Genomic DNA, 23070 nt, shown 5'->3' on the forward strand with positions numbered 1-23070 from the left:
GGGAAGTCATGGAAAATCGATTATTTCCGTCGATGAGTTTTCAAAAGCCATTGAATGCCGATATCAGCATTGCTGAGCTTAATGGCAACACCGTCAACTCTAGCAAGACAAAGATCCTTGTATCTGACATAAGCTCTCTAGGATTATCGTTTTCTACGAATTTAGACTTCCCCATTTTAAAAGAGAATTCTTTTATTCTTAAAATTGAATTATGGCAATGTACGTTTACGGGTGAGATTTGTGAGAAGGAAAAAAGAGATGGTACGTTTTATTACAAGCTGAACGTAAAAACGTGTAATTTACTGTTCTTTAAAATGTTTGAGCATATGCAAAATACACATTATGTGAGAAAGCCTGTGCCTAACTTTGAAAAAGCGACAGCCACTGGTTGATCGCTTTTAATTATCGCTTGCACACAAAAAAACCCCTATCACTCTTCCTACTAACGGAGAGCATTAGGGGTTCTCGTATTTATTCTTATAGGCTTGTCCTAATGGTTTATCACTTATATCCATTATGAACACTTTGGCATTTGTGATTCACAAATCCCCATCATTTCAGCTAGTAAGTCTTGTCCTGTTAGTTTCGTCCATGGGATCTCAATTCCTTTGCCTGGTGCTAGAGCTTTGCCTCTATATTCTTGATTTTCATCAGCAGCAATGTAAATGTCCCAACTCCAACGATTTTTGTAGCTTTTTTCACCAGTATGCTCGATTTCTGCTAAGTAATGGTTTTTAATTTTCATAGTCATTCGCTCCTTTAAGTTGTTTTCTCATTTATTATAATAGTCTGAAAAATGATAGAATGGAAGGGGTTTGTTAGATTATCTATCAAAAAAAGAGCCATTCGACAAAACTTCTCATTTTTAGAGTCTTTTCTAGCGATAAAACATTACATTATGTTTGTGTTTTTTATAAAAATAGAAAAATAGAAGGCTTGAGGACAGATTATCCCTCAAGCCTTTCCCCTTTTTATACTAGGGATGTCGTTTCTTGACTTTGGTCTTCTTTCAATTCTTCCCCAGCTTCGATCACTCGGCTTTCATAAGGATGCAGCTTCACATTACGAAACGTCTTCTCTTCAGCCGTGTGATTCATGACAAAATAGAATGGTTTTTCTCCCATTTGTCGTTTGTACACTTCTACTCCTTCTTCACTTTCCATCTGCCAAATTCCTTGATCCTCTATAATGTTACTGGCAATGTCAGAAATGACATGCTCCTCTGTCCCGCACCCGATATAATAGACGACTCCTTCTCCATAGCGGTTGCGTGTAATTGCAGCTTCTGGATAAAACGGGTCATCGTAGCGGTAGAGGACCTCAGCCGTTACAGGTGTAATGATATCGCGCCATACCGAGCAGCTAGAACGCTTCTCTTCATTCTCACCTACACCGACAATCGAAGCTCCTTCTGTTGATGACAGCGACTCAATTTCGTGAATTGTAATCCCTGCCATTTCACGTACATGACCAGGTAAGGTTTCTTTAAAATGGATGTTGTTGTTTTTATCTTTAATGCCTGTTCTAAATGTGAATACAATTGTCCCGCCATTTTCAGCAAAGGCTTTGAAGCGCTCTGCTAACTCCTCATCAATGATTTGCAGGGCTGGAACAAGTAACACCTTGTATTTTGAAAAATCTCTATGAACCGGGATCACATCAAGATTTGTATTCTTCTTATAAAAAGGTGTATAAAGTCTTAGCAATTCATTGGAAAAGTCAAAGCCTGAACTTTGTGTTTGAAAACGCCATGACCATATATTGTCGTAGTCATATAACGCAGCGACTTCTGACTCGATGTCTGATTGCAGTACCTCTTCATATTGAGGGATATCTGAAAATACCGATTGAACCTCTTTGTACTTTCGACCATAATTATTATCGTGATCGACGACTCCGTAGCAAAATTGCTCTGCCCCTTTTGTCATCCCTCTCCAGCGGAAATATAATAGATCTGTACAGCCGTGTGCAAAGGCTTGATAGGACCACATTTTTGCTTGGTTTGGTCGCGGCAAGTATCCTATTACATCATGGCCTTGCGCTCCCATTAATTCTTCAACTATCCAGTAATTTTTACCAAGCAAGCCGCGATTAAAATCATGACTCATCGCAATTGCTGCAGGCGTAATCGGCTCCGTCAATCCACCCCAAACAGGATAGTTATCATATGAGACAAAATCCATTAACTTTACATTTTCCTCGTGGTCAAACCACTTTCCAAAGAACCCACCTGACACATTTGTCGTCACTAACTGGTGACTCCCTTTTAATTCTTTGACAATCAATGTCTGTTCATGTGCATAGCGATTGACAGAAAACGAACGGAATCTCGCCCAATCCAGCTGTAAAGACGGATTATGTGTTGTGATCGTCTTTTTTGGAATAGGAACCTCTGAGAAATCGTTGTACGTTTGCCCCCAGAAAATGGTTCCGTACGTCTCATTTAATTGCTCAATCGTTTTGTATTTGTTTTTTAAGAAAACTTGAAACTCGCTATGACATTGCTCGCAATAACACATGTCACTGCCCTCATGCCCAAACTCATTGTCAATTTGCCAAGCAATGATGGCTTCCTCGTTTTTGTAATGCTCGATGAGCTTCCTAGTTATACGTGCACTATACTCACGGTAGACGCTTGAGTTAAAGCAATACTGACGTCTTCCGCCGAACACTCTAGTTTGACCGTTTTCATCTTCAGATAAAATCGACGGATGTTTCTTCGCTAACCACGCAGGGAACGTCGCTGTTGGTGTCCCGAACATCACTTTAAAACCTTGTTTTTTCACTTTTTCAATTACTTCATCGAAGAAGGAGAAGTCAAAATTCCCTTCTTCCTTCTCCATTAAGTGCCACGCAAACTCACCAATTCGAACAATATTGGCACCAAGACCTTCGATTCCTTGAATATCATCGTCCATCATTTCTTTTGGCCAATGCTCAGGATAATAATCTACACCAAGGTACATCCTTTTTCCCCCTCATCTGAGAATACATTTTTTTGTTTATTTCACGGCACTACCTAACATTCCTGAAATGAAATGACGCTGCAACATTAAGAAGAAAATAATAATCGGAACGGTTGCAAGTGATACACCTGCCATTACTTGACCATAATCAATTCTTGATAGCCCAAATAAACTACTTAACGCAACTGGGAATGTGTACATATCCGTTGTATTCACAGCCACTAACGGCCATAAGAAATTGTTCCATTGAAACATAAATAAGAAAATCGCTGTTGCAGCAAGGGCCGGCTTCATCGAAGGAAGAACGATCTTCCAAAAGATTTTCCATTCTCCTGCTCCATCAATTCGTGCTGCCTCCATTAATGCGGTAGGAAAGGCTAACATGTTTTGTCTCATCAAGAAAATAGCAAACGGATAAGCTAAGTTCGGTAAAATTAATGCTTGGTATGTGTTTAACCAACCAAGTGAAGCCATCATCTTAAAGAGCGGAATGACCGTTGCATGATACGGGATCATCATCGATAGTAAAAAGATGGCAAAGATCACGTTTCGACCTTTAAATTGAAACTTGGCAAATGCATAAGCAGCCATCGTTGAAATCAACAAAGCTAATATCGTATAGGTAATCGAGACGAACAATGAGTTAAACATCACTCGACCAATTCCAATTTGTTCGTTTAAGTTCACAATGTTTTCTACTAACTTGCTTCCTGGAAGCATGATGAGGGAGGATGAGAACATTTTTCCACTCTCATTCGTCGCTCCCATCAATGCCCAGTAGAACGGGAATAGAGAAATAATAGCCCCAATAACTAACGCAATATATAAAAAGACTTTTTGTAATGGTTTTTTTCTCATTATTTATCACCTGTTACTTTGAATTGTATAAATGTCATAATCCCAATTAAAACAACAATGACGTATGCAACGGCTGACGCATAACCAAAGTCAAAATAACGGAAACCTGTTTGATACAAGTACATACCGATCGTTAGCGTAGAATCACTTGGTCCACCGCCGGTAAGTGTAAATGGTTCATCAAATAACTGAAGTGTACCGATCGTTGATAATACCGCTGTAAACAAAATAACTGGCTTTAACTGCGGAACCGTGATCGAGAAGAATTGACGAATCTTTGACGCTCCGTCCATACTTGCTGCCTCATATAACTCTTCCGGAATATTTTGCAATGCCGCTAAATAAATGACCATGTTATACCCAACCCATCTCCATGTAATAGCGGTAATGAGTGCAACCTTTGCCCATGTTGGATGTGACAACCAAGGAATACGATCAGCTCCTAAACTCGTGATCACTTGGTTGATAACACCTTCTTCCATTAACATGACGGAAAAAATGATCGAATAAGCAACTAACGATGTAACAGCTGGTAAAAAGAAAGAAACTCGGAAAATCCCTTTTAACTTAACTAGCGCTGAGTTTAAGCATGTTGATAAAATAATCGCTAAAGACAACATAATTGGCACTTGGATCGCAAGAAACAAGAACGTGTTGCCTAATGCTTTAAGGAAAATTTGATCTGAGATAAGTCTTTGATAGTTTGCAATGCCATTAAAGACCATTTCCCCACCTTGACTCGTTTGAAAACTCAAAATGAAGGAAGCAACAATCGGGTAGGCCATAAAGATCGCAAACAAAATGACGGCTGGAGCAATAAATAAATATGGCACGATGTCTTGCTTTTTCATTTTCTTCCGTTTGACAACCACGTTTTCTCGCTGACCAATCACTGCATTTGATTTCATAGTTAATCTTCTCCCTTATAGGAATGATAGTGTAAGGGAGGTATCCCATAAGCGTTAAACCTATTGGGATACCTTTGTTCCTAGTTTTTTAATGTCTTAATATGTGTTCACGTCACGGCCTGTACGGTCACTTAAACGTTTCGCAGATTCCTCTAAAGCTTCTTTAATATCTTTGCCGTTAAATATATCTGCTTGTGCTTTAATTGCTTCATCTAAACCAACTGAATAATCATTTGTGTAATAAGCAGTTGGAACATCACTCATTTGGTCTGCAAATAGCTGCCAAATTGGTTGCCCACCAAAGAATTCTACTTCTTCCGTAAAAGTTTCAGAGTCATATACGGTTGATAATGAAGGGAATAACCCGTACTCTTCCATCGCAATAAGTTGAACATCATCGCTCGTTGAGAAGAACTCCATGAATTCGTAAGCTACCTCTGCATGGTCAGATGCTTGAGGAATCATCCAGCTGCTTCCACCAAGATTAGAAGCTCTGTTGCCGCCCTCTTCAAATGCTGGCAATTCAAAAACGCCCCAATTTCCAGCTGAGTCAGATGCTTGATCAATAATTGTTCCATAGTACCAAGCGCCAAATGGAATCGTAGCTACAGATCCATCGATGGTTGAAGAAACAATTCCGTTCCATCCATCAACATTTCGGATAAGGTCCGCATCTGCGAACGCTTTCAAAGTTTCCATTGCTTGAACTGCTTTTGGATTCGTAAGGTCAACGTTTCCTGTTTCATCAAAGTAGTACACACCTAATTGGTTTAACATCATACGGAATGTTGGATCATCACTGAACATATCAAGTGGCATTACTGCTACTCCTGTAGCTTCTTTGATTGTTTTACCAGCCTCTAAGAATTGATCCCATGTTTCAATTTCTTCTGCATCTACACCCGCTTGCTCAAAAATATCACGGCGATAGAACATTCCACCAGGCCCTGCATCAAAAGGCATTGCGTAAAAGTCTCCATTTAGACTTGCTAACTCGTTTTTAAATGGAGGAAATGACTCAGCTTGGCTGTCAAAACCTTGTTCTGAAAGATTTAAGAACCCGTTCGGAAATGCTTCTACATACCCTTGGATTCGATCATCTTCTACTAAAACGATATCTGGCAGACCTGCTCCACCAGCAGCAAGACCCGTTGATAGTCGATCATATACATCTAGACGACCCATATCTTCTACTTTTAACTCTACATTAGGGTTTATTTCCTTAAACTTCTCAGCAGCTACATTTAATGCTCCAACATTGACATTCCATGCCCAAGCTGTTAATTTAACTGTTTCTCCATCTCCTTCTGCACCACTTGTTTCGTTATTACCGCTACAAGCTGCTGCAAATACTAGAAGTGATAATACTAGAAGAAAAGATAATAATTTTCGCATTCCTATTTCCCCCTGCTATTGTTTTTTTATTTATTGTAATACCTTCTTTCCACCTAGAAGAAAGCGGTATTAACAATCTAATCAATAGTGTGGACTCGAAACCACAAAAGATAAATGGAATCAAACCCTAATAAACTTTTGACTGGATATGGTTTCGAGTCCACAGAGCATATATTAAATGATTTTACACCTACTTCTGCTTTGTGGTTTAGAATCCATATTCCTTATAAATTATTTAACTATTGAACTTCCTTACATTTTGTCAGCTTCGAGTCGAACCTTTGATTAGTGCTAACCTTAAAGTTTAGTGTGGACTCGAAACCACATTTGATGAAAAATAAATCGCTCACAGATATGTAAACGCTTTAATGAGTTTAGTTTAGTACGTTCATGTAAGGAAGTCAATTACTTTTTTTATATTGTCAGATTTTTTGTACGGTTTCTCTTTCCATAAGCTCCGATTCATACTCTTTAATTTTCCCCTCTAATTTCTCTCCATTCATTTGACGAAGTAAGGATTTCATAAGCGTATGCCCGATTTCCTTTTTAGGTAATGAAACGGTTGTTAATGCAGGGGTAATCATTCTCGCAATCTCTACGTCATCAAAACCAGTAACCGAAACATCTTCTGGCACACGTATTCCTCGTTCTGATAAGGCACGAATTGCTCCAATTGCCATTAAATCATTACAAGCAGCAATGGCAGTAAATGAAACACCTCTGTCTAGAAGTTCTTTTACCTTTTCGTAACCAGCCGTTAATGTGTCATTCCAATTAGAGACAAATAGAAAATGATCAGACGATACCTCTACTCCTTTTGCTTTCAACGCATCAACATATCCTAGGAAACGCGGGTTCTCTTTCACCCCTTCAATTCCTTCTTTTGGATAACCAAGATAAATGATTTTTTTATGGCCGCAATCAAGTAAATAATTAGTCGTATTTTTCATTGCTTTCTTCAAGTTTACTGCTACATTTGGCAGTGATGTTTCATAACCAAGGTCCCAATAAAAACAGGTAGGAATCACTTCTCTTATTTTCTTAGAGTCTACTAAATTATTGAATTCAGAAGAAGTTAAAACAATGAGCCCATCATAAAAGCCTTCTAAGATTAAGTTTATATATTGCTCATTTTCTACACTCGTGCTGTAGATAGAAAAAGTATATCCATTTTCTAATGCGACCTCTTCAATCCCTTGGACTATTTCTGCATAAAAGGTATTTTTCAATCCATGTGTAATACAAGCAATCTGTCCACATTTTTGTGTACGAAGGCTTCTTGCAACGCGGTTTGGTACAAACTGCAATTCACGAATGGCTTCTTCCACTCTTTTTCGCACATCTTGTGAAACATAACCATTATTGTTTAATACGCGGGAAACGGTTGTCGCTGACACCCCGGCTAATTTTGCTACATCTTGTCTCGTCGCCATGAATAATCAATTCCTTCTGAATTATTAAAACGCTTTCACTTTATTATATTATAACCCTTTAAAAATAGTAAGGTTCTTGCTTAATTTTTGTATTCACAGAAAAGATTCGAAAGATAAAGACAACTAAAAAAGGTGAAAACCGTACCTTTTTTAGTGGCCTCCGAAAGTCCCTTTATTCATTTATTTTGTAAAAAAAGAGGAATACACTGATAACTATCGAAATAGTATGATTTGAAAGACAATAGTAGGTTAGTTGACAATAGGATCTCACGAAGGTGATAAAATGAAGCAATTCTTCTATTCATTACTATTCATTATTTGTTTATTCTTTATAGCAGGTTGTGTGAAAGGGCAACCTTCAAACGCTTCAAATGAACCGAGTCATGAGGATACCACAAACTCGATAGATACGAATGAAGTACTGGAAACACCATCATCAGAAAATAGCGTGTCTGACATTCCTTTAACCGTATTACAAGCTGATAGCCGTTTCCATTTACAAATGACGGATAACAAAAATCAAACGTACCACGTACATATTTATAGCTCGGACGAAGAAAAAGGCGAGATTGATTCGCCTTCTTTTCTTGGAGTGGAGGGCGAACAATTTTATTCCGGCTACTACCATCTTTATGTAGCTGAAGATGACGCAGAGTACGGCGTTATGCAAGAACATCTGAAGCTCTTTCAGAACGAGGATGATTCCCCTCTACATTTTATTGAGGGAGAAAAGATGGCCTATATTAGTTCTCATAAAACAGGGCGAGACCTCCTTGTTATTTATCAAAAGGAAGCACTGAGACAAAAGAGTTTGAACGTTTTTGCGTTAGAAGATGGAGAGCTCCAAGAAGTGAACGTTGATGGACAGTCTTTGAAGTCAATTAACGGGGAATTGCGTAATATCGGTGATCACTATTATCAAAGCGTAGAGTATAAAAACAACGAAACAGAAGAAGAGTTCGGTTGGTTTTTTACCACATGGGAGTTAAACGAGGAGACACTTACTCTCTCCTTAAAGAGCCAGGCCGTCTACAATGACGAGTCGTTTACTGATGGTGCTAAATATGGACAAGAAACGTATGAACGTTGGAAACATAAACCGAACAGCACGTTCGCTTACCCGTACATTTCAATCACTTCTGACTGGCTAGACGAAGTAGAGAAAGGTCGATTTCCATCAGTCTCATTTGCTATAGGCACAAGTTTGCAGGAAATCTTTGATCAAAAAGGAGAACCTGATGCCATTACCGATTGGTTACGTGGAGCGGAGACCTTTATGTTTAATAACATCGGATATGCTGTAGCCGCAACTAGTGATAACACCATTAACACCATTCTTATTCCTGGGACACTGATAGATGGGGATATTGAGCAAATTTACGATAAGCTCGGAGAACCTGATGAGAAAGTGGTCGGTGAACAGTTGAATCATACAGAAGTGATGATTTATAACACTGGTGCCAATATTCTCTATATCGAAAAAAATCAAAATGAGATTGAAATGGTTTTAGTTAGCAAAACGAAGACGCCTGAAATTTCATCGGACTGGAGTGGCACGTACACGATTCCAGAAGGCACAGATGTCGGCGGTGAACTGAACATCTACAATGAGGATGAAGCAGGCTTTCATTTTGATATTCATGTCTCTACTACTCATGTCGGCGAAATGGAAGGCTACGCACTGAAAGATGGAAATACTGCGTTACAAGTCGAAGATGAAATTGGCTGTCAAATGACTCTTGTGAAGGACGGAAATCACGTTACGACGATTGAAGGATCGGAGTGCTTGGGCTGGAGTGGGATGGCTATTGATTTGAACCATACGTTTGTCAAACAATAATGATACGTACTCAGCTGTTCATCGGCTGGGTTTTTTCTTGCTTTTATACGTTATTTGCGTGCGTTTTTTCGCGAAAATAAATTAGGTTATTTATGCATAATTCCCATTTTCAGTAGCAAACTATCGAAAAAAGGGAGTGACAACTATGAATATTTTGTTCAATAAGACGTATGCATTCCTCAACTGTATTGATAAAAAAGGCTATCTCTTCGACAAAAGTCTGAAGTGGATCGCTTTCCTTCAGGGTAACTCTTCTTTTTCTAACTCTTGTCACTGCTTAACAGCAGCCATTTACTTAGTGTAGATGACAACCAAAGACCCTGAATAGAACACAAAGTTCCTCTACTGGCTCTTCTACTCGAGGGACTTTTTTGCATTTCCTTTCTTTTGCTTTTTAATAATCTATCAATCTTGCAACTGCATAGGGAACTGCATAGGGGTCTGACCCCTTATCACAAAAATAATCATATTGCCTAGCTTTTCTTGTGTGACAAGCCGTTACAAGTAAGTGTTCTTTTGAATATCATTCTAAAGTAGGAGGTGATATTTCATGTTCAAACTATATTTAGATCCTGGTCATGGAGGCTCTGACAGTGGTGCTAGTGCAAATGGTATGCATGAAAAGGATATCGTTTTAGATATTGCTTTGCGCATTCGTGATATCCTTAGAAATGAGTATGAAGGTGTAGATATCCGAATGAGTCGAACGACCGATCGAAGTGTCACGTTAGCCGAGCGCACACGAGATGCAAACTCGTGGGGGGCAGACTACTTCGTTTCGATCCACGTTAATGCTCATAATGGCTCGGCAAAGGGGTATGAAGACTATATTCACAACAGCTTATCTGACTCTTCACAGACTGCCCGTTACCGTGACATTATGCACGAGGAAATCACAAAGGTAAACAATCTAGTTAATCGCGGAAAAAAGAAAGCGAACTTCCACGTCCTACGTGAAACGAGGATGTCAGCTATTCTCACTGAAAATGGCTTTATCGACAACGCGGAAGATGCTGCAAAACTCAAGAATCCCAATTGGCTTGAAACGGTAGCTCGTGGTCATGTCAATGGATTGGCGCGCGCCTTTAACCTTAAGCGAACATCAAATTCAGGAGGCGGTGGCTCTAACGGAGGCAACGGAAATGGCGAAATTTATCGTGTCATTGTGGACGGCACACAAGAAGGTGCCTACCGTATGAGACAAAATGTTTTAAATGCAGTGGATAGAAATTTAGATTTAGCTAGTGAGATTGTAATTCAGCGAGTGAAAGATTAATAGAGAGGAATTATTTAAAGAAGTATAAACTAAGGAGTGGCACCGAGGGCACTGAAAAAGGTCAAAACCGTACCTTTTTCAGCGCCCTCGTTTCACCTCTCTTTTTGTGATAAAAAAAATTTATTTCAATTGGGACAGTCCCAACTAGCATAGTGTTTAACCTTTATCATTACACCCCCTCCTTATATGCTACTTCCCCCCTGCAGAACGTATATTTAATAGTTAATTCCTCATCAACGAGTAATATATCCGCATCCTTGCCAACTGCTATACTTCCCTTTCGATCTTCAACATCTAACTGCTTAGCAGGGTTCACGCTAGCCATTTGAATGCATTCCTCAATGGATGCTCCTATAAATGCCCGGATATTTTTGACTCCGTCTACCATTCTCAATATACTGCCCGCTAATGTTCCATCAGATAAAAGGGCCTTCTCTTGATCAACTGCGACCTTTTGTCCTCCTAACTCATACGCACCTGGAGGAAGCCCCTTCGCCCGAATGGAATCAGTTATGACCATTAACCGACTAGCTCCCATGTTCTTATAAATAAGCTGGACCATTTCCGGGGAAACGTGAATGCCATCCGTAATTAACTCCCCTTGAAGTTCCTCAAGCAAAAAGGCTGCACCGACCACTCCCATATCCCTGTGATGAATCCCTGTCATCGCATTGCACAGATGAGTGACCTGACTTACTCCTAATTGAACGACGTCCTTCATTATTTCTATGCCAGCACCTGTATGCCCGGCTGATACATTTACCCCATCCCTAACTAAATAGGTAATAAATGTGCGATCTACATCCTTCTCTGGTGCAAGTGTGATCGTCTTGATTTTGTTACCTGAGAGCTCTTGCCACCTTTTAAATGACTCAACCGATGGCTCTCTTACATACTCTATTGGTTGAGCACCGGCTTGTTTCTTTTCAATAAAAGGTCCTTCCAAATGTACGCCCAGCAGCTCTGCGTTTTGAGGTTGGTTCTGAAATTGACTCACATTGATTAATGCTTTTTCAATGCTTTCTTCAGCCTGCGTGATCGTTGTCGCTAAAAAACTTGTCGTCCCTTCCGCCGGGAGAGCTCGTGCCATCGTTTCTAATGCTTCAGGTGTTGCATCCATCACATCAGCCCCACTGGCCCCGTGAATGTGGCCATCAATAAAACCAGGGATTGCCTTTAAGCCTCCACCATCAATCACCGCTCCATTATAGTTTGATAAATCTAAGTCCGTCATAGCTCCTATAGCTTCTATTTTTTTGCCATTTATTCGAATATAGCCTTGCTTTATAACGCTGGCCTCTCCGTATACGTCAACGTTTTTCAGAAGCATCCTCTGTTCACTCCTACTTTGTGGCGATTTGCTGCTTTTTGCAACACTATTTCTCAATAAAAAGTGACGGTTCTGTCGAGTTTGATGCATTTACTTTCCAAACTAGTGGATTTGCTGTCGAATCGACTACCACTTACTTTACTTCCTCTTCTTCAATACCTGCCGTAACACAATCTTCTCCCACCAAGACCAAGGCATCAGTTGCTTCAGCGCCAACGACAGCTTCAACCCCTTCCCAATTGGATACCTTAGCTTTCTTAATTTCTCTTCCACTGCCAACTCACATATTAATTGAACCACCTCATAAGGATCACCATGATTCTTCTTACCAGCTTCCAACCTGTCAGTAATTCCATTCATATATTCATAGTATGGCGACCCAGTATCCAGTGCCCGCTTTGACACTTCCATCCCAGATGACCAAATGTTGGTGCTATATGACCCTGGCTCTACTAATGCAACCTGGATTCCAAATGGGGCGACTTCTAATCGAAGGCTTTCTGAGTACCCTTCTAATGCGTGCTTTGACGACACATAAGGTGAGAGCCCTGGAAAGCCAATCCGCCCACTCACACTGCTCACATTGATAACGTTTCCAGATTTTTGCTTACGCATGACCGGTAGAGCCGCCTGCGTAACCGCCATCACTCCGAATACGTTCGTTTCAAACTGTCTGCGATAATCTTCTATCTCGATCTCCTCAGCAAATCCACCAATGGCAAATCCTGCATTGTTAATCAGGACATCTACCTCCCCCATCGACTGAACTTTTTTCGAGAAACGAGCAACCGAATCTCCCTCTGTCACATCAAGTGGAAACGGCTCAATTCGCTCAAGTATGTCCCCATCATCTGTTAACGAGTTAAACGCGACTGCTTTTTCTACATTCCGCATCGTCGCAAGTACGGTAAACCCACGCTTAGCGAGCTCTAATGTAGTAAGTAATCCAAATCCACTAGATGCCCCTGTTATGATTGCTGTTCGCCTCAACTCACTCCACCTACTATCTTTTTCTTTTATTCTATCAGAAAAAGTCTCTACCCTTTGTACCTCATTCTTCTCCTACTATTCTCTCAAATCTTCATCTCAGGTAGGAAAATTCAAACATTTGTTTAATTTATTAATATAGGGAGGGATTTATATGAGCAAGAAAATCATACTACTTCTTCCACTATTCTTCATTTTTATGGCTCTCATACCTAAAGAATTAAAAGCAAATGAGCTCCTTTTGAAAAAAGAAGATCGTGGAGAAGCTATCGTCGAGTTACAAGAGAAGTTAATTGCATTGGAGTATTTACATAGCAATGCAACCGGGTATTACGGAGAGTTAACAGAAGCTGCCGTCCGTCAATTTCAACATGATTTCAACTTACTTTCTGATGGTGTTGCAGGACCGCAAACTCTCACTCAACTAAAAGAGGTTGAAAAAATAGCTAGAATTGTACACGGGGAAGCACGTGGGGAACCTTATAAAGGTCAAGTCGCGGTGGCAGCAGTCGTGAAAAATCGTCTGAAATCACCTGACTTTCCATCTTCTGTTGAAGGAGTCATCTACCAAAGAAACGCATTTACAGCCGTTATGGATGGTCAATACAACCTAACACCAACATCTGCCTCATACAAAGCGGTAAGAGATGCCTGGAATGGCTGGGATCCATCTGAAGGGGCTACATATTACTACAACCCTGCAATCGCAACGTCTGAGTGGATTTTCAACTGGACGACGCCGAAGTTTACGATCGGGAACCACCTTTTTGCTGATTAGTTTTACATACAGAAAAACGAGCTCTGCAAATAACAGGTTCTAAACACAGGGAGAAAATTAAAAATATCACAGCATTTAGGGATGAAAATCACACAGGTTTTCATCTCTTTTTTTCTTGATTTATTAAGTGTTTCAGTATTATGGGCAATTATAAAACACCTCCCATTAACGAGAGGTGCCAATTTTCAAATTATTTGTCTTTTGCAAGATTTTTTCTATTCGGGGCAAGTGGGGGCTCCTCTAACCACTTGTATTGCGTCATAATATTGAACCATTCTTTTGTTACCATCAAGTTTTTTAATATAATCTTTTCATAAGTTACTGCAAGGTCTGTTCGCATGGCGGCAGCTAGTCCTGTTCCATGATAAGCTTGCGCGGTTTGTAGTAGGAATCCCATATGATACAACATTAACTTATCTGAAAAAGGTGAATCCGTAGATGTTGTGACTTCTGATTCCCAAGACATTGGAACAGGTAAATTATCTTTTTTTAATATATTACTTAGTGATTGAATTTGGTTATTTGCAGTTTTTTGTGATGACTCTAAAAATTTCCTCACTTCTTTAGATTGAGCAACTTGGCTAAATGCAATCGAAAGAGTTTTTTCCAGTATTTTCTTTTTCAAATTAAACGAAAGGGCGATAATTTCCGTAGCGGCTAAAGGTCGTTTATCCCCAAAATACCCATCTAAAAATTGTTGACCTGAAACAAACTCGGGGGTTGCTTCTGGATAAAAGTAAGGGTCTTTTTGAAAATGCCCTTTTTCTAGTAGTAATTCAATGGTTTGATGGTACATCCTTTTTCCATCATTATCACAGGAATCATAAAAATATCTTAAATCCTTCCTGACAGAGGCACTCAGTGATGTCATATGTCCGAGTAACCCATGAAGCGTCATAATGTGTAAATAGTGTAAACAGAATATATCCGAAAATAATCTTTTTGTCCCTTTAGTAAGGTCTGAATCAGTAAATCCAATTGGGACAGGAAATCCTTCGTTTTCAATAAACATAGCTATCTGTTTCTTTTGTTTTTCAAATGTATGTATTGCATCTTCAAAAATTGCTCTGATCTTTTCATCTTCAATAATGGACAACATATACTTGTTTATCATATGAATAGCTGTACCATTCACATATTCTGCCCACAAAGTCCCTATCTCAGCAGATGTGAGCTTTAAATCCTCTTTTTCCATAATGTCACCTCATAAAATATATTGTGGATTGAAATATAAATTTCTATAAAAACAGAAAGTTTGAATTCTTGAGAACAATCATATATAAGTTTGAACGGTGTATAAAAAAAGAATTCAATGAATATCGCTCCACATTGAGTTTAGTGTTAAATAATAACACTAGAGTTAGTATCTAACTGGCGAGAAAATTTATCCAATGAATTTATTTTTCAAGAAGAATTTACATGTTAACTTCGAAATCTGTAATCAATAAAAGAGAAGCTGCTTATTCAACGAACGGGGCTTTTAGCACTTAGCACAAGAAGACGATTTAACTAGAAAAAAACGCAATGGTTTTTAGAATCCATTGCGTTTTCTTTGCCAATATTATTGATATTATTGCCGCGAATTAACTGTTACTTGAGTTGTGAATTTAATTTTTCTCGCTCTCAACCGAACCGCCACTCTACAAAAAGCTCGCTTTTATTTATTCATCTTCGCAAGAAACCCGCCGAGCAAATCCTCTGCCGTTTCTTCCTTCTTAGGCTCCTCTGCCTCTTTGGCTGCTGCATGCTCTTGCAGTGCCTTATTCCAATCAAAGTCACCTAAGTCATCTTCTAAGTCATCGACTGCGTCGTCATGCAGCAGATCCTCTTCTGGCTCAATTACAGGTTTAGACGGAAGACTAGACTCTCTTTCATCTTCCTCGGTAAATGCTTCGCTTTCCTGCAAATATAGCGCCTCATCAATATCAAAGGCATTGCTATTAAGAGATGCCAAAACAGAAGTCGCTCGTACTGGATCAGCTAAAAGCTGAAACACAATCGCTCCAAGAAGGGCTTCTGAATGTGAGTGGCGCAGCCAGTTTCGCTGTTCTTTGCTTAATGCCTTCGGTAGAGGGATCGTAACCGTTTCGCGTTCCTTTGCCATCGAGTTGCTCACACCATCTAAGGCATATTCAGCAATCTTACTTGAAAAGTTGCGTCTCTCTGTCTCTTTTAATTTTTGTAGCTGTTTAAGTAAGTGATCTGGCGTATCAGAAGGGAGACGGAATGTAATTGCCTGACCCCTCTGGATTCCAGTCGTCCCCTTTGTACTCATAGAATCACCTTATTAGTTTTTCACAGCTTTTTTATCTTTTTCTTTGTCTTTAGGATCTGGGTTGTTTGCCTTTGTAAAAGCTGAAATCAACTTATAGTACGCATTTGCCATCATCCAGATGCTTTCTTTTTCATCTTCAAAGAAACCGATATTAAAGCCATCTAAGCTGTTATTTAATGTTTTTAAGTAGTCTTTTAATACCATTGCACCGCCGCCGACAAAGTAGCAAATCTCTGTTTGAGAATTCTTTGACCATACATTACGTAAGTGACGATATTGCTTCTTCGCAAGCTCCATTAAAATACGATCCGTAATATCATGAACGCTTGTCCGACTTCCGCGTACCATAATATGATTGCGATCTTGCTTCTTCGTAATAATATCAACAACATCACGACGACTATCTAACTCTACACCGTGCTTCGAGCGAATTTCTTCTCTAATTTGCTCTAATGATTCAGCTACTCCAAGGTTAAAGCCCTGAGCCTTATCATCATCAACATTACGATTTTTAATAACAGCAATATCCGTAGATAAACCACCAATATCTTGAATCAGAATGCTCTTATCTACTAAGTCTCTATTAATAATGTTTAAATTATTATCCATAACTAAGTTGATATAAGCAGCAAACCCTTCCGGATATACTTTTACTTCATCAAATTTAATATTCACTTTGATTCCTTGATATTTAGGTGTAACTAGGAATTCTACTTGGTGAACCGAACTTAATAGCTGAGAACGATAACCAACGTCTTTTCCTTCTTTTACTTCACGTAGCGGCAAACCTGTTCCTAATGTATAGTTTGCATCTATGACATTGTTTGTCTTTTTAAATAGGTTTGAGTTTTCTTCTCTTACTGCATCTAACGCTAATGAAGCAAATAGCATAACTAATGTTTGATCTTCTTCCGACTTACTGCTGCCAGGATCTAGCTCATTTGGATTGTTGCTCTTTGTCGCTAAGTTACCAACACGGTAAATGGCATTGTTCTCTAGAAGGGCAGGGGAGTGAACTCGAATATGTATTCCATCTAGAGGATCCTTTTCATTTAAATCTTCTATTCCAATAACTGGTCTATCTTCTGTATCTCTTGCGATGACATTCGGGACATTTAATTCAAAATCCGCTTTTCCAAATAACGCCTTAAGGGAATCGTTACCTACATCAACTGCAGCAATTCTTGTTTTACTCATTCAAATCATTTCCTTTCGTTTCAGGATTTTATAACATTTTCCAACATATATAAGAGTATAGTAGAGTGCTAGATTCGTCAATGATACTTAAGTTGTATTCATTTTTGTATACATGTACACATTTTCGTATACATGTATACAATCTCGTACACATCCCTAAAGTACACTATGTATACACATTTGTATACATGTACACGATATTGTAAACAACCAAGTATACATTTTGTAAACATCTATACGTTTTTGTAAACATGTACACATAATTGTATACAACGCCCTAACTACCATTATCTGGATAAACAGATCCTCTCCCCTCCCCTCTTTGACCATCACCCTTGATTTCTATTATTCGACTATTCACGACTTAAAAATAAGAATATAGACATCTTTCTACAGGAATATCATCTTAATTTAAAGCTTATTACTAGCAAGATTCCACCGATCTCCCCTCTAAAATAAGCAAGGCCATTGAAAAAGGTAATACCACACCTTTTTCAATGGCCTTTAAGCAATCATCGGAACCGTTGCTTTGTCTTAACGCCTGCTATGAGCGGGTTTCATAGGTGCAAACTTGCTTTGCGCCGGTAGCCGACTTTCGGAGGCTCATGTTTCTCATAGCAGGCGCGCAACGTGTGGAGCCATTGCTGCTTCCTCGAATCGGCTAAAAAGAACTTTTTCAGTGAATAGCTTTTACCCTAAACTCTGATACCTGTTTTCACACCAACAACAGAACCACTCCCCTACGACTTAAACAATTGGCAGACACACGTTTTTCATATACAAATAAAAAAGGAGCCAGTATAAACACCGACTCCTCACACCCATTATTCAGTTATACTACTAGCAGTTGCAGGACTAACTCCTACACTCTTCCCTAACGCCCACTTCTTTAACTTTTTAATCGAAATGAGCCCATCTGCAAAGAACTCAATCCCAGTAGAAGATGGATCGGGGTAAATTCTTGATGTCATTACTTTTTCTCCATCATTAACAAAGACTTCAATAGACGATGTATCTATGAAAATACGCAAATGAAGCTCATTATCGTTAAGGGTAACTGGCGCTTTACGAATGCCATCTAATCCTTTTCCAGATTTGTTACGATCTAACGTTAAGAATTCTTCGTTGCAATCATAGCTAAGGACGGTTTCCTCCCCTAGCTCCTCATTCATACGCATTTTCAAACCAAACCTAGTAGCTTCTTTTGCTTCAATAATGACATCAAGTTCCAGTGAATCTCCTACAACGTCTTCGAACACGTGGTTCCCTTCAAAGAGAACATGCTCATATTCGGTAAGACCTTCTCGTAATGTTTCAACTTTTGGCATTGGCTTACTAATGATTTGACCATTTTTTATAAATAATTGTCGAGGCAATGTCATCGCTCCAGCCCAGTCAAACTCTTGTTCAGGCATGTCACTTTCCCACATCGCCATCCACGCAATCATGACTCTTCTTCCATCGTCATCTACCGTTGTTTGAGGTGCGTAAAAATCAAACCCATAATCAAGCAGTTGAAAAGCCCCATGGTCGAGCTTCCCACTTTCATAATCTAGCTCCCCTACTACATAACCTGATTGGTGCAAATTATGATATAGGTGGCCTTCTGGCTTCATTCCTTGCGGTGACATTATCAGTACATCCTGACCATCTAGAGGGAAAATGTCTGGGCATTCCCACATAAAACCAAAGTTTCCTTCACCCTTTGCTGCAACATTTAGAAACTCCCAATCTAGTAAATCGGTTGAGCGATAAAGAAGAACCTGACCTACTTCATTCTTTGTTTTATTACCAATGACACAGTAATAATCATCCCCATGCTTCCACACTTTTGGATCTCTAATATGATTCGGGTGAATATCCCCTTCAGGCGTCGCTTGAATTACTGGATTATTCGCTAGTTTTTCAAAATTTATACCGTCCTCACTAACAGCAAGGCACTGAACTTGTTCTAAATCTGTGTCGTGGTTATCCCCTGTCCAAATATGGCCTGTATACATAAGGTAGAGCTTCTCGTCCTTTTCAATTGCACTACCAGAAAAACAACCATCTCTGTCATATTCTTCACTTGGAGCAATGGCAACAGGGAGGTGTTCCCAATGGGTTAAATCTTTGCTTTTTGCATGCCCCCAATGCATCGGTCCCCACTGCGGGCTGTATGGATGATGTTGGTAAAATAAATGGTATTCCCCTTTATAATAGCTAAACCCATTTGGATCATTAATCCAATAGGCAGGCGAGGCTACATGATAGTTTAATCTCCAGTAATTCTTGCTCACTTCTTCTTTAGCTTGATTAATCGATTGAATTGCTTTTTCAACAGCCTGCTTATGTTGTGTCATTTTGTACCTCCTGATTTCCTTCTATTCTCTTACTGCCGTTGTGCTCTTTATTATTTTTTCTTTGTTTGACTCATTATGCTCCTTGGATAAAATAGGAGCTAGTACGACAACGGTCCACATCGCCATTAGACTCATACCATAGAAAGGAATCATCCCTGGAATGGATCGTATAATGAAATACAAAAGTACAAACCCACCTAATAACATCCCTGTACGAACTGGGTGCAATGCCCCTGTTATAAATGCCATTTTTATTGTTTGCCACACTCCATGTGATTGGTACGTAGTAATTGGCAGAACATAGAGAACGACCATACTGTACATAACGAACAAACAAATCAAACCGTACTTCAAAAACACATGAAGAATTCCACTCATAGACTGTACAACTATTACATTTGTTATTAATACAGACCCTGCTACAAGTGATAAAACCATCAACATGTTTGCTTTTATAAAACTATTTTTATAAGCACGGGTGAAACTCGAAACAACTTTACATTCCTCTTTTTTGATCCAGCGAGTAACGACGGTTAGCATAGCAACCGTTGCCGGGAACATCCCAAAGATTCCAAGGCCCAGGACTGTGAAAGCGATCCATAGCAAATTAACCATTGCTAGTTTCATTAACCAGTCACAAACTTTATATATTCCACCAGCAACTCCACCTACTTGCATAACCGACACTCCCTATCATTCTTATTTCACTACATCGCAAAAAGCTGGTAAAGCGGGAATTGCCCCTCGACGAGTAGTAGCGATGGCTCCACACTTACCTGCAAATGAAACCATTTCTCGAGCCTTTTCTTCATTCTTAAGAAAATCTACGAGGCTGCTATTCTTCATTTCTTTTTGCAAAAAGAACAATAATCCACCGACAAAGGCGTCACCAGCCCCTGTCGTATCAATGGCCTCGACCTTCATCGCTGCAACCGATTGACAATAACCTCTCGTATAAACAACTGAACCTAAAGCCCCTTTCGTGACGACAACAAGCTCATTTACCCCTCCAAACAACTGATGAACAGCATTCCTTTCATTTTCGATCCCTGTCAAAAAGAAGAGTTCCTCATCGCTTATTTTTACAATATGAGCCTGCTTGAAATAGCGAAGAATGCATTCCTTTGCCGTTTCTGCATCATCCCAAAGGGCTAAGCGGACATTTGGGTCAAAACTGATAATGAGCCCCTTTTCTTGAGCGATTTGCAGTGCTTCAACCGTCGCTTCCCTTACCGGATGTCCAATCAAAGAAACAGAGCCAAAGTGGTAGATATCCCCTTCTTCAAACCACTGTTCATCGACTTCTTCAGCAGTTAACATCATATCTGCAGATGGATCACGATAAAACATAAACTCCCTTTCGCCATTATCTTGATTTGTTACAAATGCAAGTGCCGTTTTATACTTATCGCTCGTAACGACAAAGTTCGTATTTACACCCGTTTTTTGCAGTGTTTCTTCAAGAAAGTGACCGAATCCATCATTTCCAATCTTTCCGATGAAGGATGCATCCCCGCCCAGTTTTGCGATTGCAGCCGCTACATTAGCAGGGGCACCACCAGCAGCCTTTTCAAATTCCTGTATGTCCTTTAGTGACTTTCCTTTTTCTTTTGGTACAAAATCTATTAGCAATTCGCCTAGGCTTATAACCTTTCCCATGTCAACTTCCTTTCCTATCCATTATTGAAATTAGTTTTTCGAACCCGTATGCGCTAAGCCTTGAACGTAATATCTTTGTAAGAAAATAAAGATTAATAGCATAGGAATCGTTGTAACAGTCAGTGCTGCCATCACTTGGCCCCACTGAACAGGAGGTTGATTCATAAAGTACTGCAACCCAATTTGAATCGTTCTCATCCGGTCTTCCGTTGCTACGACTAGCGGCCATAAGAAATCATTCCAATGGTTAATAAAAGTAAAAATGGCAACTGTTGCAAAGATTGGCTTTGAAAGCGGCACAATGATTCTAAAAAAGATCCCGATTTGCGAACAACCATCAATCTTCGCAGCTTCTTCAATCTCTTTTGGAAAATCTAAAAAGAACTGTCTGAAAAGAAAGATACTAAATGCATTTGCAATAAATGGAACAATTAACCCAGTGTACGTGTTCACCCAGCCAAAATTATAGACAAGAACATAAAGTGGCAGGAAAATACTTTCTGGCGGAATAATTAATGTTGCAATTATGACTGCTAACCAGAAGTTCCTTAATGGAAAGTTAAAACGCGCCAATGCATAACCAGCCATTGAGTTCACAACTAATCCACAAATTAATATCCCAACCGTATAAACCAAACTATTTAACATGTAACGGAACAAATCAACACGCTCAAACGCAGCAACGTAATTGGCAAAGTACCCGCCCTCTGTCGGTGCTGGTGGTAAAAACGCCTTAAACGAACTGATATCTTCAAAGATCTGAAATTCATTTTTTAACGAAGAAACTAGCATCCATATTAGAGGAAATAAGAAGATGAACGCCAATAACGTCATAAAAATATACAGAATAACATTTTTAAATAACAACCTATTCTTCATTACGTTCAACCCCTCTCCTCGCCAGTAAACTTACGTTGTATGATTGTAATAATAAGAACTAATATCGTAAACACAACCGCCATCGCTGAAGCATAACCAACATCTCGATAATTAAAGCCCACCTCATAAATGTGATAAACAAGGGTTTTTGTCGATCCTAATGGGCCTCCTTGTGTCATAATCATCGGTTGCACTAATAACTTTACTGCCGCAATCGTAATGGTGACAAAGATGAAAATCGATACATTTCTTAGACCAGGAAGTGTGACATTCCACAACTGTTGTAAAGGAGTTGCACCATCTATAGAAGCAGCCTCATAAAGATGTTTAGGAATGTTTTGTAAGCCTGCAAGGAAAATCAACATTTGAAACCCTGCCCCTTGCCAAACGGACATGACAATAATGGAATTCATCGCTTGATTAGGACTTGTTAAAAACGGTTGCGGAGAAATACCAAAAATTCCTAACATCTCGTTAATTAAGCCCTCATTCGGGTTATATAAAAACGTCCATAGGATCGATACAACTACTAAAGACATAACGACTGGACTGAAATAGGCAGTTCGGAAAAAGACCTTACATTTTAGCTTTTGATTGATTAATAATGCTAATCCTAATGCAACAGCCATTTGAATTGGGACAACTAGTAACGCAAAGTAGGCTGTATTTTTAAAAGCTTGTTTAAATTCGGCATCCTGAAAAATATAAGTGAAATTTTCTAATCCTATGAATTGCTTTTGATCTGGTCTTAATATATAAAAATCAGTGAAACTATAGTAAAATGCCATCCCCATCGGATATAACAAAAACACACCTAGCAAAAGTAAAGCTGGTAGTAAAAAAAGATAACCATTGATAAATTCTTGTGTTTTTTGCGTTTTTAGATTAAAACGTTTCTGTGCTTTGATAGGCTTCAAATTGATTTTTTTATTGGTTTCCATAACCAT

20 protein-coding genes are annotated in these 23070 nt (G+C 39.3%); 4 read left to right on the top strand and 16 right to left on the bottom strand.

Annotated elements, in window-relative coordinates; all coding sequences use genetic code 11:
* Nucleotides 1-8: 8 nt before the first annotated feature.
* Nucleotides 9-392, top strand: coding sequence for a hypothetical protein (locus tag AC1FXP_RS10590; protein WP_480061120.1), 384 nt, complete (start codon nt 9-11; stop codon nt 390-392).
* A gap of 122 nt (nt 393-514) precedes the next feature.
* On the opposite strand, the gene AC1FXP_RS10595 is transcribed toward AC1FXP_RS10590, so the two are convergent.
* The 6 genes from AC1FXP_RS10595 to AC1FXP_RS10620 all read right to left on the bottom strand — a co-directional run bounded on the left by AC1FXP_RS10595 (nt 515) and on the right by AC1FXP_RS10620 (nt 7560).
* A complete protein-coding gene (locus AC1FXP_RS10595) occupies nt 515-745 on the bottom strand; it encodes a hypothetical protein (RefSeq protein ID WP_480061122.1) in 231 nt (76 codons plus the stop codon).
* 226 nt (nt 746-971) lie between these two features.
* Complete coding sequence (locus AC1FXP_RS10600; RefSeq protein ID WP_480061124.1) at nt 972-2966, bottom strand: beta-galactosidase; 1995 nt, start codon at nt 2964-2966, stop codon at nt 972-974.
* Nucleotides 2967-3002: 36 nt separating this feature from the next.
* On the bottom strand, nt 3003-3824 hold the full coding sequence (locus tag AC1FXP_RS10605; protein WP_480061126.1) for a carbohydrate ABC transporter permease: 822 nt from the start codon (nt 3822-3824) through the stop codon (nt 3003-3005).
* The gene (locus AC1FXP_RS10610; protein ID WP_480061365.1) at nt 3824-4675 is read right to left on the bottom strand and encodes a carbohydrate ABC transporter permease; all 852 of its coding nucleotides are present in this window, start codon (nt 4673-4675) and stop codon (nt 3824-3826) included. The genes AC1FXP_RS10605 and AC1FXP_RS10610 overlap by 1 nt, the downstream gene beginning before the upstream one ends.
* A gap of 153 nt (nt 4676-4828) precedes the next feature.
* A complete protein-coding gene (locus AC1FXP_RS10615; RefSeq protein ID WP_480061128.1) occupies nt 4829-6127 on the bottom strand; it encodes an ABC transporter substrate-binding protein in 1299 nt (432 codons plus the stop codon).
* 422 nt (nt 6128-6549) lie between these two features.
* On the bottom strand, nt 6550-7560 hold the full coding sequence (locus AC1FXP_RS10620; protein WP_480061130.1) for a LacI family DNA-binding transcriptional regulator: 1011 nt from the start codon (nt 7558-7560) through the stop codon (nt 6550-6552).
* A gap of 283 nt (nt 7561-7843) precedes the next feature.
* Between AC1FXP_RS10620 and AC1FXP_RS10625 the strand changes: the two genes are divergently transcribed.
* A complete protein-coding gene (locus AC1FXP_RS10625; protein ID WP_480061132.1) occupies nt 7844-9400 on the top strand; it encodes a hypothetical protein in 1557 nt (518 codons plus the stop codon).
* Nucleotides 9401-9950: 550 nt separating this feature from the next.
* Complete coding sequence (locus AC1FXP_RS10630) at nt 9951-10676, top strand: N-acetylmuramoyl-L-alanine amidase family protein (protein ID WP_480061134.1); 726 nt, start codon at nt 9951-9953, stop codon at nt 10674-10676.
* A 169-nt stretch (nt 10677-10845) separates the two neighbouring features.
* Here AC1FXP_RS10630 and nagA read toward each other — a convergent pair whose 3' ends face one another.
* Together nagA and AC1FXP_RS10640 are read right to left on the bottom strand one after the other, a co-directional pair.
* The gene (gene nagA, locus AC1FXP_RS10635) at nt 10846-12006 is read right to left on the bottom strand and encodes an N-acetylglucosamine-6-phosphate deacetylase (protein WP_480061136.1); all 1161 of its coding nucleotides are present in this window, start codon (nt 12004-12006) and stop codon (nt 10846-10848) included.
* Between the two features lie 138 nt (nt 12007-12144).
* Nucleotides 12145-12996 (bottom strand): SDR family oxidoreductase, encoded by an 852-nt coding sequence (locus AC1FXP_RS10640; protein WP_480061137.1) that lies wholly within the window; start codon nt 12994-12996, stop codon nt 12145-12147.
* A 151-nt stretch (nt 12997-13147) separates the two neighbouring features.
* Here AC1FXP_RS10640 and AC1FXP_RS10645 point away from each other — a divergent pair, with 151 nt between their 5' ends.
* A complete protein-coding gene (locus AC1FXP_RS10645) occupies nt 13148-13771 on the top strand; it encodes a cell wall hydrolase (RefSeq protein ID WP_480061139.1) in 624 nt (207 codons plus the stop codon).
* A gap of 190 nt (nt 13772-13961) precedes the next feature.
* Here AC1FXP_RS10645 and AC1FXP_RS10650 read toward each other — a convergent pair whose 3' ends face one another.
* The 8 genes from AC1FXP_RS10650 to AC1FXP_RS10685 form a co-directional block, all read right to left on the bottom strand.
* Nucleotides 13962-14966 carry a DUF3231 family protein gene (locus tag AC1FXP_RS10650; RefSeq protein WP_480061141.1) on the bottom strand — a complete coding sequence of 335 codons (1005 nt, stop codon included), beginning with the start codon at nt 14964-14966 and terminating at the stop codon, nt 13962-13964.
* 462 nt (nt 14967-15428) lie between these two features.
* A complete protein-coding gene (locus tag AC1FXP_RS10655; RefSeq protein ID WP_480061143.1) occupies nt 15429-16046 on the bottom strand; it encodes a hypothetical protein in 618 nt (205 codons plus the stop codon).
* A gap of 12 nt (nt 16047-16058) precedes the next feature.
* Complete coding sequence (locus tag AC1FXP_RS10660; RefSeq protein ID WP_480061145.1) at nt 16059-17243, bottom strand: Alp7A family actin-like protein; 1185 nt, start codon at nt 17241-17243, stop codon at nt 16059-16061.
* 824 nt (nt 17244-18067) lie between these two features.
* On the bottom strand, nt 18068-19585 hold the full coding sequence (locus tag AC1FXP_RS10665) for a glycoside hydrolase family 32 protein (RefSeq protein WP_480061147.1): 1518 nt from the start codon (nt 19583-19585) through the stop codon (nt 18068-18070).
* Nucleotides 19586-19606: 21 nt separating this feature from the next.
* A complete protein-coding gene (locus AC1FXP_RS10670; RefSeq protein ID WP_480061149.1) occupies nt 19607-20263 on the bottom strand; it encodes a YesL family protein in 657 nt (218 codons plus the stop codon).
* 21 nt (nt 20264-20284) lie between these two features.
* Nucleotides 20285-21244 (bottom strand): PfkB family carbohydrate kinase, encoded by a 960-nt coding sequence (locus AC1FXP_RS10675; RefSeq protein WP_480061151.1) that lies wholly within the window; start codon nt 21242-21244, stop codon nt 20285-20287.
* Between the two features lie 30 nt (nt 21245-21274).
* Nucleotides 21275-22123, bottom strand: a complete 849-nt coding sequence (locus AC1FXP_RS10680; protein ID WP_480061153.1) for a carbohydrate ABC transporter permease — start codon at nt 22121-22123, stop codon at nt 21275-21277.
* Nucleotides 22124-22128: 5 nt separating this feature from the next.
* Nucleotides 22129-23064: a carbohydrate ABC transporter permease gene (locus tag AC1FXP_RS10685; RefSeq protein ID WP_480061155.1), complete on the bottom strand. Its 936-nt coding sequence runs from the start codon at nt 23062-23064 to the stop codon at nt 22129-22131.
* Between the last annotated feature and the right edge of the window lie 6 nt (nt 23065-23070).

This window comes from Halalkalibacter sp. HAAS-P013 (assembly GCF_056619925.1).

Bases quoted from the DNA above. Each gene is read 5' to 3' on its own strand.
- AC1FXP_RS10605 (WP_480061126.1), bottom strand. From the start codon at position 3,824: ATGAGAAAAAAACCATTACAAAAAGTCTTTTTATATATTGCGTTAGTT.
- nagA (WP_480061136.1), bottom strand. From the start codon at position 12,006: ATGCTTCTGAAAAACGTTGACGTATACGGAGAGGCCAGCGTTATAAAG.
- AC1FXP_RS10610 (WP_480061365.1), bottom strand. From the start codon at position 4,675: ATGAAAAAGCAAGACATCGTGCCATATTTATTTATTGCTCCAGCCGTC.
- AC1FXP_RS10600 (WP_480061124.1), bottom strand. From the start codon at position 2,966: ATGTACCTTGGTGTAGATTATTATCCTGAGCATTGGCCAAAAGAAATG.
- AC1FXP_RS10670 (WP_480061149.1), bottom strand. From the start codon at position 20,263: ATGCAAGTAGGTGGAGTTGCTGGTGGAATATATAAAGTTTGTGACTGG.
- AC1FXP_RS10680 (WP_480061153.1), bottom strand. From the start codon at position 22,123: ATGAAGAATAGGTTGTTATTTAAAAATGTTATTCTGTATATTTTTATG.
- AC1FXP_RS10615 (WP_480061128.1), bottom strand. From the start codon at position 6,127: ATGCGAAAATTATTATCTTTTCTTCTAGTATTATCACTTCTAGTATTT.
- AC1FXP_RS10630 (WP_480061134.1), top strand. From the start codon at position 9,951: ATGTTCAAACTATATTTAGATCCTGGTCATGGAGGCTCTGACAGTGGT.
- AC1FXP_RS10625 (WP_480061132.1), top strand. From the start codon at position 7,844: ATGAAGCAATTCTTCTATTCATTACTATTCATTATTTGTTTATTCTTT.
- AC1FXP_RS10655 (WP_480061143.1), bottom strand. From the start codon at position 16,046: ATGAGTACAAAGGGGACGACTGGAATCCAGAGGGGTCAGGCAATTACA.
- AC1FXP_RS10660 (WP_480061145.1), bottom strand. From the start codon at position 17,243: ATGAGTAAAACAAGAATTGCTGCAGTTGATGTAGGTAACGATTCCCTT.
- AC1FXP_RS10595 (WP_480061122.1), bottom strand. From the start codon at position 745: ATGAAAATTAAAAACCATTACTTAGCAGAAATCGAGCATACTGGTGAA.
- AC1FXP_RS10685 (WP_480061155.1), bottom strand. From the start codon at position 23,064: ATGGAAACCAATAAAAAAATCAATTTGAAGCCTATCAAAGCACAGAAA.
- AC1FXP_RS10650 (WP_480061141.1), bottom strand. From the start codon at position 14,966: ATGGAAAAAGAGGATTTAAAGCTCACATCTGCTGAGATAGGGACTTTG.
- AC1FXP_RS10590 (WP_480061120.1), top strand. From the start codon at position 9: ATGGAAAATCGATTATTTCCGTCGATGAGTTTTCAAAAGCCATTGAAT.
- AC1FXP_RS10675 (WP_480061151.1), bottom strand. From the start codon at position 21,244: ATGGGAAAGGTTATAAGCCTAGGCGAATTGCTAATAGATTTTGTACCA.
- AC1FXP_RS10645 (WP_480061139.1), top strand. From the start codon at position 13,148: ATGAGCAAGAAAATCATACTACTTCTTCCACTATTCTTCATTTTTATG.
- AC1FXP_RS10620 (WP_480061130.1), bottom strand. From the start codon at position 7,560: ATGGCGACGAGACAAGATGTAGCAAAATTAGCCGGGGTGTCAGCGACA.
- AC1FXP_RS10665 (WP_480061147.1), bottom strand. From the start codon at position 19,585: ATGACACAACATAAGCAGGCTGTTGAAAAAGCAATTCAATCGATTAAT.